The sequence below is a fragment of the Comamonas thiooxydans genome (assembly GCF_002157685.2).
Taxonomy (GTDB): domain Bacteria; phylum Pseudomonadota; class Gammaproteobacteria; order Burkholderiales; family Burkholderiaceae_C; genus Comamonas; species Comamonas testosteroni_H.
The window spans coordinates 4,437,104-4,450,822 of the sequence record NZ_AP026738.1 but is presented as its reverse complement, the minus strand read 5'-3'; the positions used below and the strand labels follow the sequence as shown (position 1 = coordinate 4,450,822).

The following is a 13,719-nucleotide window of genomic DNA, read 5'->3' as shown; positions in this document are numbered from 1 at the left end:
ACCTGGCCACAGAGATCTTTATCACTCGCCCGCATGGTTCGCCCAGCGGGCTTTTTGTTTTGTGCGAGGACATATGACTACCTACCAAACAGGAAATCCACTAGGCAGCCAGGACCCCCGTGATTTGTTCGATAACGCGCAGAATATCGACGATGCGATTAACTCTCAGACCTCTGAGGTATGGCAAGACCGACTCGGACGACTGCGCAAAACATGGCGCGGCATTGAACAAAAGGCTGAGTTCGATATCGCTCAGGCGGTCTCCAGTGCTACTGCTGATGCTCATGGTTACCGAGATCAAGCCTTAGAAGCGAGAGATGACGCAAGGGCAGCTGCAAGCGCTATCGGCCCCTTGAAGTTCTATGATACCTATGCTCAGGCACTAGGGGACATTGCAGACATTCCCATTGATGGTCTGATCGAAGTGTCCGCGGACGAAACTCTTGATGGTGCTCGCACCCGCTATTTCAAGCGCTCCGGTGACGTTTTGGAGCTCTCTGTAAATCTGGATCAGTTGCGCCTAGATTTAGCGACAGACGCGGGCGCGCAGCTTATTGCAACAAGGCAGCCAGAGGATGGATCGGTAAAACGCTTAGTTATTGAAAAGCTATCTGAAATACCGACATTCGGAGATTATGAAGACATCTCTTCTGCCGTAGCGGCAGCGGTCGAATCGTCTTTTATCTTGGGCGCAATTGATAGCGTTGTTATTCGTGTTCCATCCCAAGCGGCGACGCTCCAATCTGCTTTTGAGAGAATTACTCCTCTTACTCAGCAATGTCGAATTACAGTATTAATTGAATCTGGCTTTCAACCAACAAGCGGGGTAGAGCTGAGTAATGCCGATTACAGCAGATACAAAATTTCCAGTGAAGATTCTGAGGTAACACTGTCTTCTCTGTATGTTGGTGATAATTTTTTGAAGCTGACGAATGCAATCTCTCCTGTTGTTGATGTGCTTATAAATGCGGCAGGTAAAGGCGGTCGAACTTTTTATGCGGAACGAGGTAGCTTCCTTTTAATTAATCCAGGAAAGGGTGTTAAAAACCCTCAGTCCGATGGTATTTATGTAAATATGCGTAGCTCTGCATATATCTCAGGCTGCGTGTCAATTGGAGCTGTTAATGGTCGTAATCTATGGATTACGCGAAACAGCACTTGCGAATGTACAGGGGCTACTTTTGATGGGGCAACGGATTACAACATCTGGATTTCACGGTCTTCGTCAGCATATGGTGAAAGTGTGACTTGCAAGAATGCGGGATCTGCGATAGGTGCAACGAGATATTCTATAGCATCGTTTAATTTAATGACCGCAGATAACCTTGATAGCGTCGCTATTGCTATATCTGCTTTTATTTTTGTAAACGATGTTATTGCGACAAATGTAAAGAAGGTTGGACTGTCGGCATCTGAGGGTGGGGAGGTCACAGGGAGAAATGCCAAAATCACAGGTGTTGTCGGCTCGGCGACTTATGGTTGTGTTGCTGAGAATTTAGGGAAAATAATATGCCCTTCAGCTGAGATTTCAGGATTCAATCTTTCTGGATTGCGTGCATACTATGGAGGCGGTATTGCCGCATTCGGTGCGAAAATAGAAAACTGTCTCATAGGCATTGATGCACGCTATAATGGGAGTGTTGATGCATACTCAGGAACAATTCAAAGTTGTGGGCGGGGTATTTTTGCGCGTGATGGGTCTAAAGTCTCCATGAATTCCGGCAACATATTGAGCAGCACAACGCGCGGTGTTGAGTGCAATAGTGGCTCTGAAGCATACATAGGACTTACTAAAGTCACTGGCTCAGGGGAGCAGGATTTGCGAGTTGCAACTGGTGCGAAGATATATGCGACAGGAACTTCGACAACAAACGGAGCCGGAAGCCCTGCACCTTCAAACACTAACGTGGCAGCGTTTAACACGTTTTATGCGGCCGGTGTCATTTACGTTTGAAATAATTGTCATAACTTTGATAAACCCGCTTCGGCGGGCTTTCTTTTGCCCAGGGAGGGCTATGAGCAACGAAAGCAAAGTCCAAGCATTGATCGAAACTGCCAAAGCCGCGCCGGCGGTGGCGGGGGCTGCAGCGTCCACCATGACACTTAACCATTGGGTCGCCATTGCAACTGGTGTCTATATCGTGATCCAGGCGCTTTATCTACTGCGCAAGTGGTGGCGAGAGGAGCGCGGGAAGGGGGGCTGGCTCAGCGAAGAAGGAGAGGCTACATGATCAGCAATAAAACTAGGGTCGCAGCAGCGGCCCTTTCTCTTTCTGCTGCCGCTGGGATGGCGTGGATTGCATCTGAGGGCGATGGCCCCAAGAGCGTTAGCCAGACCGGCGAGGTTCTGCTGCATCCATATGTGCCCACTCAAGGCGATGTGCCCACCATAGGGCACGGATCCACGCACTATGAAGATGGCCGGCGGGTTAGCCTCGCGGATCCACCGATCACGCGGCAGAGAGCCGTCAACCTGGCTCTGGGCGAGCTAGATCGTACCTATGCACAGTGTGTGCGTGACAGCCTCGGCCAGACGCTGGTGAATCAAACCGAGTTCGACAAGGCCGCGGACTTCGCGGGGCAGTATGGCTGCGGCGCCTGGCGCGGCTCCAGCATGCTGGCCAAAACCAAGGCGGGAGACTACCCGGGCGCTTGCCGCGCCTACCTTGGCTACAGGTTCATGACCAGCGGGCGCCGCGAGGGCTCGGGCTGGGCGGCCTATCAGTGGGATAAGAACGGCAAGCCTACGCGCTGGCGATTCGACTGCAGCACTCCGGGCAATAAGGTCTGCCTTGGCGTTTGGACGCGGCAATTGGGTCGCTACAACGCATGCATGGAGGCGCAGCAATGATGAGTCGCGCCCAGTCCATCGTCTTCGGCCTGCTGCTCGTGTTCGCCTTCGCAATGGGCTGGCTCGTCAGCGGCTGGCGGGCTGGCGAGAAGATCGCGCGCATTGAGCTGGCTCAGTCGTCAAAAGAGCTGCAGCAGACACAGCAGACGATCAAACAACTCGACAAGACACAGAAGGACTTCTCAAATGCGCTATCAAACTTCCAGAAAACACAGCAAGTCAATGCACAGTCGCAAGCTGATCTGGGCAAGCTGTTGCTTGATCTCCGCAGCACTACTGCCGGGCTGCGCAGCGACTTCGCAAACTTGCCCGCTCGCATTGAGCGTGCAAGCGGTCACGCCCTCGCTGAGTACGCCGCTACCTGCAGTGCCGTATTCGAAGAAATGGCAGCAGGAGGTCAGCGACTATCAGAAGCTGGTGCAGGAATCTCGGCGAAAGCTGATGGACACGCAGCTGATGCGCAACTAGGAAAATAGTTATTACGAATTATCCAGTTTTATTGAATATAAAAATTCAATCAAATCGCGAATTCCCAGCATGGCTAATTTAATATTTTCCATGCTGTTTTCTTTTACTTGATAATTTTTATGAATGTCTAATTCTCTATATGATGCTGGGCTTTCTGCGCTGTGTTTTTCTTTGTCTTGACAGACTATCTGATTGATTTTTGCATTAGATGAGTTTTCATTTGCAATGCGAAGTATTCTTACAATCTCTTCTAGTAGGTTTCTTGTGTAGATGCTTGCTAGCAATTTGTTGCCTGCGGTAATCGCATCGCAGCAATCTTTATATATTTCCCTCGCGCGAAATGAGGTTTTTTCATTTAAATATGATATTGCGTTGAAGTCTATTTTTCTGATTGAATAAGTTTCTGCTTCAGTTAATTGTTCGTATACTAAATTACCCAACGAATCTTCTACAGGATAAAAATTGTCATCAATGTACTTTTCAGATATAAATGTTTTCTCGTCACAAGAGTTGCATTTTATAATTCTGAAATTATGATGAAATATACAGTCATTCTCTTTTTTAATTAATTCTGAATTTAAATTTACTTTATGGATCTTAAATGATCCACATTTTTCACAATAATATTCACATATACTGTCAATATTGTTATTGATTAGTAATGATTCATTCATTTAATCTCCAGTGGGTAGATTTTCAAAAAACTAAAATCCTACGCTGATTTCGCAGATTTACTATATGCTATCTCGGTTAAATAATTAGAGGCTTCATATATACATGTATTCTCTGATTGATCAAGGCATGTTAATTTTTATTCTGTCAATGATCTGAGAAAAAACCTCTGGTGTTTCGGGGCCGTGACCTCCAATATCATGATATATGATCGACCAGTGCTTGTTATCTGTTGAAGCTCCAGTTACATTTGGAAGACCCAAGGCAATTGCTAATTGTGGGTAGTGATCTTCCCAGTGATGCTTGTCTAGAGTGTTCTGCGCAATCACAAGACGCATTGGCTTACCTGGCAAATGGTCTATCGCATTTAGCCTAGCATCATAGTCGATCATGGCTTGCGACCTGTCTACGCCAGGGAAACAGATTGACATCATGTGACGAACATGACGCGGGTGGTAGTTCAACACATTGGTCTGGGGATTGATGGCGACAGCGGTCGCGCCTTCCAGCTTGGCTGCAAGCATCATTGCCGAAAAGCCGCCTGCCGACGATCCGTAAGTCACAATTCTATTGGAGGGGATGCCGAGGGCCCCCGAGAGTTTCAGGACGAGCTGAGACAATTTTTCTGTCACATCGACATTCGCACTACCAAGATGCCAGCCGATGCCCAATGACTCATCTGCCTGAAGTGTTGGGTCAGAGATGCAGAGTACATGCCCTGGAAGCTTGTTCCGCCAAGTCCATCGATTGAAGATGGGGAGAGGTATCTTTTCTCTGTTCACAGCCCCTGTGAGCATCACGAAAAGCCTAGATTCAGTGCTTGGAGAATACAAGCAGTGGAAGTCCTGTCCTTCAGCATTGACTAGGTAAGGTCCCTGCTCAATAGGCTTCTGTATAAGATCGTTTATTGCTACGCTGTCACCATAAACGAACACGCTAGTGGAAACTTTGCTTTTGACAACACCGTTGTTGCGTACAAAACCTTTAAGCTTGTATGTACCCCTTTTCCCTTCATGAGGGAAATCGATCTTCAGGTCTTTTGTGTACCAGCGCTGATGAATTTTCTGATCATCCTTGAACACATAAAAGGCGGCCTGCTCAATGTCTTCGGCGGCGATAGTCCCAATGAGGTGCGTTTTTGTTGCTTCGGCGGTGACTGTAATTTCCATGGCGCTAAAGTAAAGGAAAATAGAGATTTTAGATTAAAAATCTATTTTTAATTAATTTGATATAAGTGAGTAAGATTCGAATTTAAAAAATTCTTTTTTATTTGAAGTGTTTTTTATTGAATCAATGAACTCAATAACATTCCCAGTAGGGAGATTTTCTAAGTCTTCTTTGGATAGCTCCCACCATTCACTTTTTAATAATTCTTCGATTATTTCGTCTGGAAATCTATATTTTATTATCTTAGCTGGGCAGCCTCCAACTATTGCATAAGGAGGGATGTCTTTTGTCACAACAGAGTTCGCTCCAACAACAGCCCCAGTTCCAATAGTGACCCCTGGCATAACAACCACTCCATCTCCTATCCAGACATCATTCATTAGGATGGTGAAGGGGCGTTTTGTTTTTTTGATAGATAACTGAATTAGTTGATCTTCAGTGTAATTCGTAGCGGTTCCAATTCGTATTGATGGGGAGGAGCTTAACCCGTCAATGTGATGCATGCCAGCACCAATCGTTACTCGTCGTCCAATGCTGCAATAGCGGCCTATAAATATGTTGGATCGCAAATAACCTCCGTCATTCATATAGCTGTGAGCACCAATGAAAACTCTAAGGTGCGGGGTTATTGCTCCGGAGCTTAAAGCTGCCGCCATCTCGAAAATACATTTCCCAATGAATCTATCTTTGGTTATATGAATTTTCGGAAGATCATTTTTTTCTATAGGAATTATTTCTGCAGTCGATTTTTTTTTGAAATTTTCAAGCTTTTCTTTTATTTTCATATCAATTCTAATTGATTCAAATAAATTTAATTTATGCCGTACGTCAATTGATACGAAAACTTTAGACGCAATGCCAAAAATTGCATCATCTCACGAATTTATGTTGCGTGGCCTCAGGCTCCGCTGGTGTAGATAGACTCCAAAGCGCTTCCCAAGCTGAGCGATGCAGAGACCTGGGCGTACTACCTGCGCAACTGGCGCCCGGGCAAGCCCCATCCACAGACCTAGGCCGGCTTCTATCAGCAGGCGCTGGAGTATGTGCGATGACCGGCCCCGCCCAGGCCCTGGTGCTGGCCGTTCTGCTGACCATGGCCTTTGCCTCTGGCTGGTGGTTCAAGGCCTAGCTCGCAGAGGCCCGCATATTGCTCCTGAAAATAGAGCATTCAGAACAGACGATGCGCGCTGGAGCTTCGACTTTAGCTTCCTACTCACGCATGGAGAAAACCAAGGATGAGGCAATCAAATCTGCCCAGGATCGGGCTGATAGCTTGCAGGCTGCTGCTGGTAAGCACTACTTGCTTTGCCAGTGTGATGGTTCAATCTATGGATTCCCCACTGCGATCAAAAGGAGAGCATATGGATGATGGAGCTATGAAGTGGCCTCAGGATTTTCCGGAAAAGCATGATCAGCAAGAGGATTGGCTAGAGCATTTGAAGCGGCCTCCAAAATAGTGCAGTGACTATCCAGCTTGGGACTGAATTTCTAAAAAAGTAAGCCCCGGCGCCTTGATTGGTGTCGGGGCTTTTTTGCGTTTGACGCACTGGCCAGGGTGGATCAGTAGCCTTCCACCAGCGGCATTTCCGTCCCATCGACCGCAATCATCACGCCCGTGGTGTTGGGGTCGATTTCTATTGGGACGCCCCACATTTCATTGGGCTTGGCGAAGGCGTTGACGATGTTGAACTGGCGCAGCTCTTCCGGCGTCATCTTGATTAGCTTGGGGTAGGCGTTGTTGTGGGCCTTCCAGTGCCGTAGGAACGTGTGGCAAACGCGCTTGTGGACTGTGTGGATCGGGGATTCATCGGTCATGGCAGGATTGTTACCGATTCGTCGCGCCGACTGATTTGTGCACCGAGGCGTTAGAAAGGGGCTGAGGACCTCTCAACGCTTGCCGGGCCTGGCCCGAAATACACAAGACCATTCTCGAGAGTGACGACAAGCACCCATCCGGGGCCTACTTCTTCTGTGATGTAGTCGCTGGCGCTGCCTGGCAGGATGCGCTCATTGGGGAAGCCATATCGGCCGGGCGTACGCAACAGGATCGGGTGACTAGGGTTGTGCATCGTGGGCGCGCCCCAGTGCTGGCCCTGGCACGCACCACCAGCTTTGTCTTATGTGTCGATGGTGGACATTCCACTCTTGTCCACTCAGTCGCAGGCCGCCGCCACTGATCAGCTTGAGGTGGCAGTGCATAAGCGGCTTGATCAGCCCTTGAAGAGCGGGCGCATCCGGCTCGGGCAGTAGATAGGCCTTGCAGAGCGGCATGCCAACTACTGGCGTCTTTGAGTGCATATATAGCCAGCCATAGACGCCATTGGCCTTTGCGACCTCTGGAGGCAGTCGTGTGCCGTCTGAATACAGCTGATAGATGGTGCACCACATACTGTAATTTTATACAGCATTTCAGTTTCCATGCTTTATTGGCGAGCGCTCACATTTTTAAGATTGGCGGCCAAAGGGTAAAAAAAGCCTGCGCGATTTGTCATCGTGCAGGCTCTTTCTTTGCTAAAAACCGGAACACATGCCGGAACAGTTCCCGGAACGTCTTCAAAAGTTATAGCATTACATCTGTGGTGCCCGGGGCCGGAATCGAACCGGCACGCCTTGCGGCGGGGGATTTTGAGTCCCCTGCGTCTACCAATTTCACCACCCGGGCTTCGCTTAGCGCAGACGCGAATTATGGCACAGTATTGGACATGAAAACTTATTCGACCATCGAACATGCCATCGGTCACACGCCGCTGGTGGCATTGCAACGCATCGGCGCGGATGCCAACCGTGAACGTGCAAACGTAGTGCTGGGCAAGCTCGAAGGCAACAACCCGGCTGGCTCCGTCAAGGACCGGCCTGCGCTGTCCATGATCCAGCGTGCTGAAGAGCGCGGCGAGATCAAGCCGGGCGACGCACTGATCGAGGCAACGTCGGGCAACACCGGCATTGCCCTGGCCATGGCTGCAGCCATCAAGGGCTATCGCATGATTCTGATCATGCCCGAGGACCTGTCCATCGAACGCGCACAGACCATGAAGGCTTACGGCGCCGAACTGATTCTGACGCCCAAGAGCGGCGGCATGGAATATGCGCGCGATCTGGCCGATCAGATGGTGGCGCAGGGCAAGGGTGTGCTGCTGGATCAGTTTGCCAACCCCGACAATCCCAGGGCCCACTATGAAACCACAGGGCCGGAGCTGTGGGAGCAGACCGGTGGCGAGATCACCCACTTTGTGAGTGCCATGGGTACCACCGGAACCATTACCGGCGTGGCCAGGTTCCTCAAGGAAAAGAACCCGAACATCAAGATCATCGGCGCCCAGCCTTCCGAGGGATCGCGCATTCCTGGCATCCGCAAGTGGCCCGAGGAATATCTGCCCAAGATCTATGACGCTTCGCTGGTCGACGAGCTGGTCTATGTGTCCCAGGACGATGCCGAAGACATGGCCCGTCGCATGGCGCGCGAAGAGGGCATCTTCGCGGGCATCTCGGCCGCCGGTGCACTGTGGGTGGCCCAGGAGATTGCCAAGCGCGAGCAGAACGCCACCATCGTGTTTGTGGTGTGCGACCGTGGTGATCGCTACCTCTCTACAGGCGTGTTTCCGGCATGAGCCATGTCTTTTGCGTGATAGCGCAAAAGCGAATCAAAGCTCCAAATGCCAGTCAGCGCTTATCCATCAGGCGCTGACTGCTATCAATATCAAGAATACGGAGAGCCTCATGGCTTATGAAGTCCGCTTTTGTTCCAACTGCGCGACCGAGTTGCAATGGATTGTGGCCAGCGAGGACAGCGGCGAAGTACAGCGTCTGCGCTGCCCGAGCTGCGGTTTCACGCATTGGGGCAATCCCACGCCGGTGCTGGCGGCCGTGGTGGAAGGCGACGATGGTCGCGTGCTGCTGGCGCGCAATGCGCTTTGGCAGGAGGGCGTATTCGGCCTGATCACAGGCTTTATGGAGGCCGGTGAATCGCCTGAAGCCGGCATCTGTCGCGAGGTGCTCGAAGAAACAGGGCTGCGCGTGAAGGCTCTGCGTCTGCTGTGCTGCTCGGAGTTTCTGCGCATGAATCAGGTGCTGATTGCCTACCATGTGCGCGTGCAGGGCCGACCCGAGGATGTGAAGCTTTCTCCCGAGCTGCTGGAATACCGCTGGCAGACGGCCGAGGAGTCGCTGTGCTGGCCTGCGGGCACGGGCTACGCTCTGGCCGAGTGGATCAAGCAAAAAGGCTTTGAGCCGCGCTTTGGCGCTTTCCGTCCCGGTCAGAATCCCGAGCCTGACCCCGCCAAATGGCCTGTGCGACGCTGGGCCGATGATCCGCGCTTTACGGTGGCCCCTGCTCTGGTTTGAGCAAAGACCGCGCTGGCACTGCCAGCGCCCGGTTTTTCTACAATCGGTGCTGACGAGGAATCCACCCCATGCACGTAGACCAAGAAGTTGACACCCGCGGCCTGAACTGCCCGCTGCCCATTCTCAAGGCCAAGAAGGCGTTGGCTGCCATGCAAAGCGGCCAGTTGCTCAAGGTCGTGGCCACAGATACCGGCTCCATCCGGGACTTCCAGGCCTTTGCCAAGCAGACCGGCAATGAACTGGTCGAGCAGCAGACGGTGGGCGATGAATTCATCCATATCCTGCGCCGACGTTGAAAGCCAGTGGTTGATGCAACAAAGGCCTGCACTTGCAGGCCTTTTTCTTGCCGGCTCGGTGCGCTTACCAGCGCGGGTGCACGGGGTCGAAAACGGGCTTACGCCAGAAGCGCTGCGCAATCTCGGCATAACCGCGGTAGTGGAAGCCGCCATTGCTATGCAGAACGGCTTCACGGTGCTGGCGAAAGTAGCCAGGTATGCGATACCAGGGAAGCGTGGGAAACAGATGATGAACCTGATGCAGGTTGTTGTAGAGGTAGAGTAGACCGCCCACCACATTGGATTCCACGATGGCAGTGCGTTCCACCGGTTTCTCGCCCCAGCGGTGCTCAGTAAAAGTGCGCAGCTGGCCCAGCATCATGCCGGGATAGACAAAGTACAGCAGATATTCCCACCACTGCATGCCTGCTAGAACCAAGGCGAAGTACAGCAAGGGCAGGGCGGATGCCGTATGAATGGCCCACACAGGCAACCGGCTGAAGTCGCCTGAGCATATAAAGCGCCACTCCGTGCGTAGCAGTTTGTGGAGGCGCAGAAAGGGCCCCATGATCAGGCGCACAGGCAGCATTTGGTTGGCCCGGTAGACGGTTCGCCATAGGGGACCGAGAGCTTGCCATTGCGCGGGACCGTGATAGGCGCTTTCGGTGTCTCGCTGTGGGTGGGTCAGGTGAGCGTTGACATGATGGGTGCTGTGGCTGGCGTGATAGAACTGGTAGGGCAGCCAGAGATTGATGGGGAACCATACCAGGACCGTGCGCAACCATGCGGGCCAATGGCGCATGGCATGGATGGACTCATGTTGCAGGGAAAAATGCAGCTGTGCCACATAGCCGCCAAGCAGAAAAAGCAGTGCGCCAGGGATGAGCGCATGCCACCAGATCAGCGTTGCCCAGGTGGCATACAGGATGGCCGCCAGGGCCACCGTGGGAAGCTCCCAGCGATCCCAGAGCTTTGGGGAGCGTTGTGGAGTTGGCAGGCGCTTGACGGGGTGTGCCGAAAGCGCTTCGGATGATGAAGCAGGCTTTGCAGTTTGCGGGGCTGTATATGCAGCCGAAGAGGTGGAGGACATTGAAAGATGAGAAAACGCAGAGACCTCGGACGAGGCTGATAGGGCCGGTTTGCATGGTGGGGGGCCTGGGTAGAAATGCCAAATGCGAAATCCGCATTTGCTTGCTTGAAAAACGTTGTTCTCTCCTGGCGTGAAACGCGCTGCAATGCCGCATTTCCTTTCAACGCTCTTGCGGCCCGCACGTCATGCTTTTCCCTTTCGCTCCTTTCTCGCGCCGCCATGCATCATCTCTGGCGCTGTCCATGACGGCCATCCTGGCGATGCATATCCCGAACACGCAGGCCAAGGAGGCCTATCCCAGCAAGTCCATCCGACTGGTTGTGCCCTATCCGGCGGGTGGCATTGCCGACAAGATTGCCCGTGAAGTGGGAGAGGAGCTGGGGCGTCGGTTCAATCAGACGGTGGTGGTGGAGAACCGTATCGGGGCGGCTGGAAACATCGGTTTCGAATGGGTGGCTCGTCAGCCGGCAGATGGCTATACGCTGCTGCTGGCTCCGTCCTCCAACCTCACGGTGCAGCCGGCCCTATTCAAACAACTGAGCTATAGCCTGGACAAGGACTTCACCCCCGTGTCCCTGCTGGTGCAGACGCCGCAGGTGTTGCTGGTCAATCCCAGTCTGCCGGTCAAAAATGTGCAGGAGCTTATTGCCTATTCCCGCAAGCACCCTGGCCAGGTGAATTACGGCACCAGCATCGGCGCCTTCTCGCATCTGGCCGGGGAGTCTCTGCAGGCGTTGACAGGCGCCAACTTCACCGCCATCCCCTACCAGGGGTCGGCACCTGCTCTCAACGATTTGATGGGGGGGCAGACCCAGTTCATCTTCAACGAAGTGGTCACGGCCATCCCCTACATACAAAGCGGCAAGCTCAGGCCGCTGGCAGTAGCCTACAGAACAAGGGCGCCCTGGCTGCCGGATGTACCCACGACCGCGGAGGCTGGGGTCCCCAACTTTGAAGTGACCTCCTGGTACGCCGTCGTTGCACGTTCAGGAACGCCGCCGGACATTGTGCAGCGTGTTTCCAAGGAGTTGCATGAGATTGTGCAATCGCCCGGTTTCAAGAAGCGCTATGACGATATCGGTGCTTTCACCGTGGGCAGCACACCGCAGGAGTTGGGCCGCTTTATCAAGAGCGAGTCGAAGAAGTGGCTGGCTGTGGTCAGGCAAGCAGGCATACAGCCGAACTGAGCCGGGAGTCAAACATGAGGACCCCTGCTTTGCTGAGCCCCGATGATCTGCGTGTCTGGCTGCAGGATGGCCAGGAATTGGCCTTGCTTGATGTGTCCGAGGCTCGGCACTATGCCTGCTCCCACATCGTGGCTGCACGCCATCTGCCCTTGTCCCAGCTGGCGCAGCAGGCCCCTGCTCTGTTGCCAAGACGCGATGTGCGGATTGTGCTGTGCAGTGCCGATGTGGATGCTGCCGAAGAACAGGTGCAGCGTGCGGTAGATCTTTTGCGGGAGCTGGGCTGCACGCAGCTATGGTCGCTGCAGGGAGGGTTGCAAGCCTGGTTGGCGCAGGGTGGGTTGCTGATTGACGGCTACAACACGCTGGTCAAGGCCTTTGGTGAGAGGGTGCGCCAGCATTTTGCAGTTCCCGCCTTGTCAGTGCAGGCACTGTCGCAGCGCTGGCAGCAGGGCGTACCGACAACCGTGGTCGATGTGCGGACCTTGGGCGAGCATCGTTACAGTGCCTTGCCCCATGCACTCAGCTATCCGGGTACGGAATGGCCGCTGCGCGATCTGGATGCACATGCCGCAGCGGCGCAGCCTGGGCATCTGTGGGCTGTTACCTGCTTTAGTCGTACGCGAGGTGTCATCGGCACCGCCACGCAGCGGGTACTGCATGGCGCCGGTGTACCGGTGGCGTGGGTAGACGATGGCGTCATGGCTTGGGTCGTGCAGGGACATGCCGATGTGAGTGATGCGGAGCAGGCGCAGGAGGTGTTGCCGGTCTTTGCTGAATCGCAGGCGCGTGCCAAGGCTCAGGAACTGGTCGCACGCTTTGCATTGGCGAGCGTGGACGATGAGGGCCTAGCACAGTGGAGTGATGACCGAAAGCGCAGTGTGCAGCTGTTCGATCTTCGCCCCGGAGCCGTTTCCCGTCCCGGCATTCAGGCCGTGGCGGGCGGGCAGTTGCTGATGCATTTCGAAAACCTGGTGGCTGTACGCCATGCCCGGGTCGTACTGCTGGACGATCCTCATCAGCTCCGCTCTGCCGTCACGGCGTTCTGGCTGGCTCAGTTGGGTGAATGCGATGTCTTTCTCTATACGGGCGATGCCAGAACCATCGACGCTGCTGGCTTGCAGGGCGGTCTGCCTCAGTACGAGGATGTGCAGTCCGTCACAGCAGGCGCGCTTGCTTCACGACTGGCACAGCAGCAGGCAAAGGTCGTGGACGTGGGGCCCAGTCTTGATTATGTGAAGACCCACATTGTCCAGGCGGTGCATGCGAATGCTGCGGCCCTGGCGTCGTTGCAGCTGGCTCATGCCGAGGCCCGGGACCAGGGTCAGTGGCTGGTGTTGACATCTCCGGATGGCCAACAGGCGCGCCATGCAGCCCGAGCTTTGGCACGCTCGCTGAGCGCCGAAGCCAGCAAGACCTTGCGCTGGCTGGAGGGGGGAACCCAGGCCTGGATTGCCGAGAACCAGCCTGTGGAAGCCGGGCACAGACCTGAGCAACTGTTGACGGCATTTCTGGACGACTGGGGTTCCATCATGCGAGTGCCGCAGGAAAAGCGTCTGCCAGCCTGGGACAGCTATCTGCGGTGGGAGCGAAGCCTGGCCGCACGGCTGGATGGTGACCCAGGTGTGCGCTTTCGTTTTTTCGATGTCGCAGCCTGAAGAACAAAGAGCA

Annotated in this window: 14 protein-coding genes and 1 tRNA gene; 9 read left to right on the top strand and 6 right to left on the bottom strand. The window is 53.6% G+C overall.

The genetic code is table 11. From position 1 onward, the window contains the following. Positions 1 to 73 precede the first annotated feature (73 nt). The 4 genes from CTR2_RS20605 to CTR2_RS20590 all read left to right on the top strand — a co-directional run bounded on the left by CTR2_RS20605 (position 74) and on the right by CTR2_RS20590 (position 3,327). Positions 74 to 1,954 carry a hypothetical protein gene (locus tag CTR2_RS20605; RefSeq protein WP_140400987.1) on the top strand — a complete coding sequence of 627 codons (1,881 nt, stop codon included), beginning with the start codon at positions 74 to 76 and terminating at the stop codon, positions 1,952 to 1,954. Between the two features lie 61 nt (positions 1,955 to 2,015). Further along, positions 2,016 to 2,231 (top strand): hypothetical protein, encoded by a 216-nt coding sequence (locus CTR2_RS20600; RefSeq protein WP_140400988.1) that lies wholly within the window; start codon positions 2,016 to 2,018, stop codon positions 2,229 to 2,231. Further along, the gene (locus CTR2_RS20595) at positions 2,228 to 2,851 is read left to right on the top strand and encodes a glycoside hydrolase family protein (RefSeq protein WP_087081415.1); all 624 of its coding nucleotides are present in this window, start codon (positions 2,228 to 2,230) and stop codon (positions 2,849 to 2,851) included. The genes CTR2_RS20600 and CTR2_RS20595 overlap by 4 nt, the downstream gene beginning before the upstream one ends. After that, complete coding sequence (locus tag CTR2_RS20590) at positions 2,848 to 3,327, top strand: hypothetical protein (protein ID WP_087081417.1); 480 nt, start codon at positions 2,848 to 2,850, stop codon at positions 3,325 to 3,327. Before CTR2_RS20595 ends, CTR2_RS20590 begins: the two co-directional genes overlap by 4 nt. Positions 3,328 to 3,330: 3 nt before the next feature. On the opposite strand, the gene CTR2_RS20585 is transcribed toward CTR2_RS20590, so the two are convergent. The 5 genes from CTR2_RS20585 to CTR2_RS20565 all read right to left on the bottom strand — a co-directional run bounded on the left by CTR2_RS20585 (position 3,331) and on the right by CTR2_RS20565 (position 7,820). Then, positions 3,331 to 3,993 (bottom strand): hypothetical protein, encoded by a 663-nt coding sequence (locus tag CTR2_RS20585; protein ID WP_140400989.1) that lies wholly within the window; start codon positions 3,991 to 3,993, stop codon positions 3,331 to 3,333. Positions 3,994 to 4,113: 120 nt separating this feature from the next. Further along, entirely contained in the window at positions 4,114 to 5,160 is a 1,047-nt protein-coding gene (locus tag CTR2_RS20580) for an alpha/beta hydrolase family protein (RefSeq protein ID WP_087081419.1), read from the bottom strand. Between the two features lie 51 nt (positions 5,161 to 5,211). Beyond that, on the bottom strand, positions 5,212 to 5,943 hold the full coding sequence (locus CTR2_RS20575; protein WP_087081421.1) for a CatB-related O-acetyltransferase: 732 nt from the start codon (positions 5,941 to 5,943) through the stop codon (positions 5,212 to 5,214). 775 nt (positions 5,944 to 6,718) lie between these two features. Beyond that, on the bottom strand, positions 6,719 to 6,973 hold the full coding sequence (locus CTR2_RS20570; RefSeq protein ID WP_045839171.1) for a hypothetical protein: 255 nt from the start codon (positions 6,971 to 6,973) through the stop codon (positions 6,719 to 6,721). Between the two features lie 762 nt (positions 6,974 to 7,735). Beyond that, positions 7,736 to 7,820 (bottom strand) — tRNA-Leu (locus CTR2_RS20565). Between the two features lie 40 nt (positions 7,821 to 7,860). Here CTR2_RS20565 and cysM point away from each other — a divergent pair. The 3 genes from cysM to CTR2_RS20550 all read left to right on the top strand — a co-directional run bounded on the left by cysM (position 7,861) and on the right by CTR2_RS20550 (position 9,795). After that, positions 7,861 to 8,766, top strand: coding sequence for a cysteine synthase CysM (gene cysM / locus CTR2_RS20560; protein ID WP_087081427.1), 906 nt, complete (start codon positions 7,861 to 7,863; stop codon positions 8,764 to 8,766). A gap of 109 nt (positions 8,767 to 8,875) precedes the next feature. Continuing rightward, positions 8,876 to 9,499 carry an NUDIX domain-containing protein gene (locus tag CTR2_RS20555; protein ID WP_087081429.1) on the top strand — a complete coding sequence of 208 codons (624 nt, stop codon included), beginning with the start codon at positions 8,876 to 8,878 and terminating at the stop codon, positions 9,497 to 9,499. 68 nt (positions 9,500 to 9,567) lie between these two features. Beyond that, the gene (locus CTR2_RS20550; protein ID WP_003052800.1) at positions 9,568 to 9,795 is read left to right on the top strand and encodes a sulfurtransferase TusA family protein; all 228 of its coding nucleotides are present in this window, start codon (positions 9,568 to 9,570) and stop codon (positions 9,793 to 9,795) included. A 64-nt stretch (positions 9,796 to 9,859) separates the two neighbouring features. Here CTR2_RS20550 and CTR2_RS20545 read toward each other — a convergent pair whose 3' ends face one another. Continuing rightward, a complete protein-coding gene (locus CTR2_RS20545) occupies positions 9,860 to 10,864 on the bottom strand; it encodes a fatty acid desaturase (RefSeq protein ID WP_087081431.1) in 1,005 nt (334 codons plus the stop codon). 185 nt (positions 10,865 to 11,049) lie between these two features. On the opposite strand from CTR2_RS20545, the gene CTR2_RS20540 reads away from it, so the two are divergent. Then, positions 11,050 to 12,051 carry a Bug family tripartite tricarboxylate transporter substrate binding protein gene (locus CTR2_RS20540; protein WP_087081433.1) on the top strand — a complete coding sequence of 334 codons (1,002 nt, stop codon included), beginning with the start codon at positions 11,050 to 11,052 and terminating at the stop codon, positions 12,049 to 12,051. Positions 12,052 to 12,065: 14 nt separating this feature from the next. Beyond that, positions 12,066 to 13,706, top strand: a complete 1,641-nt coding sequence (locus tag CTR2_RS20535; protein ID WP_087081435.1) for a rhodanese-like domain-containing protein — start codon at positions 12,066 to 12,068, stop codon at positions 13,704 to 13,706. The last annotated feature ends 13 nt before the right edge of the window (positions 13,707 to 13,719 follow it).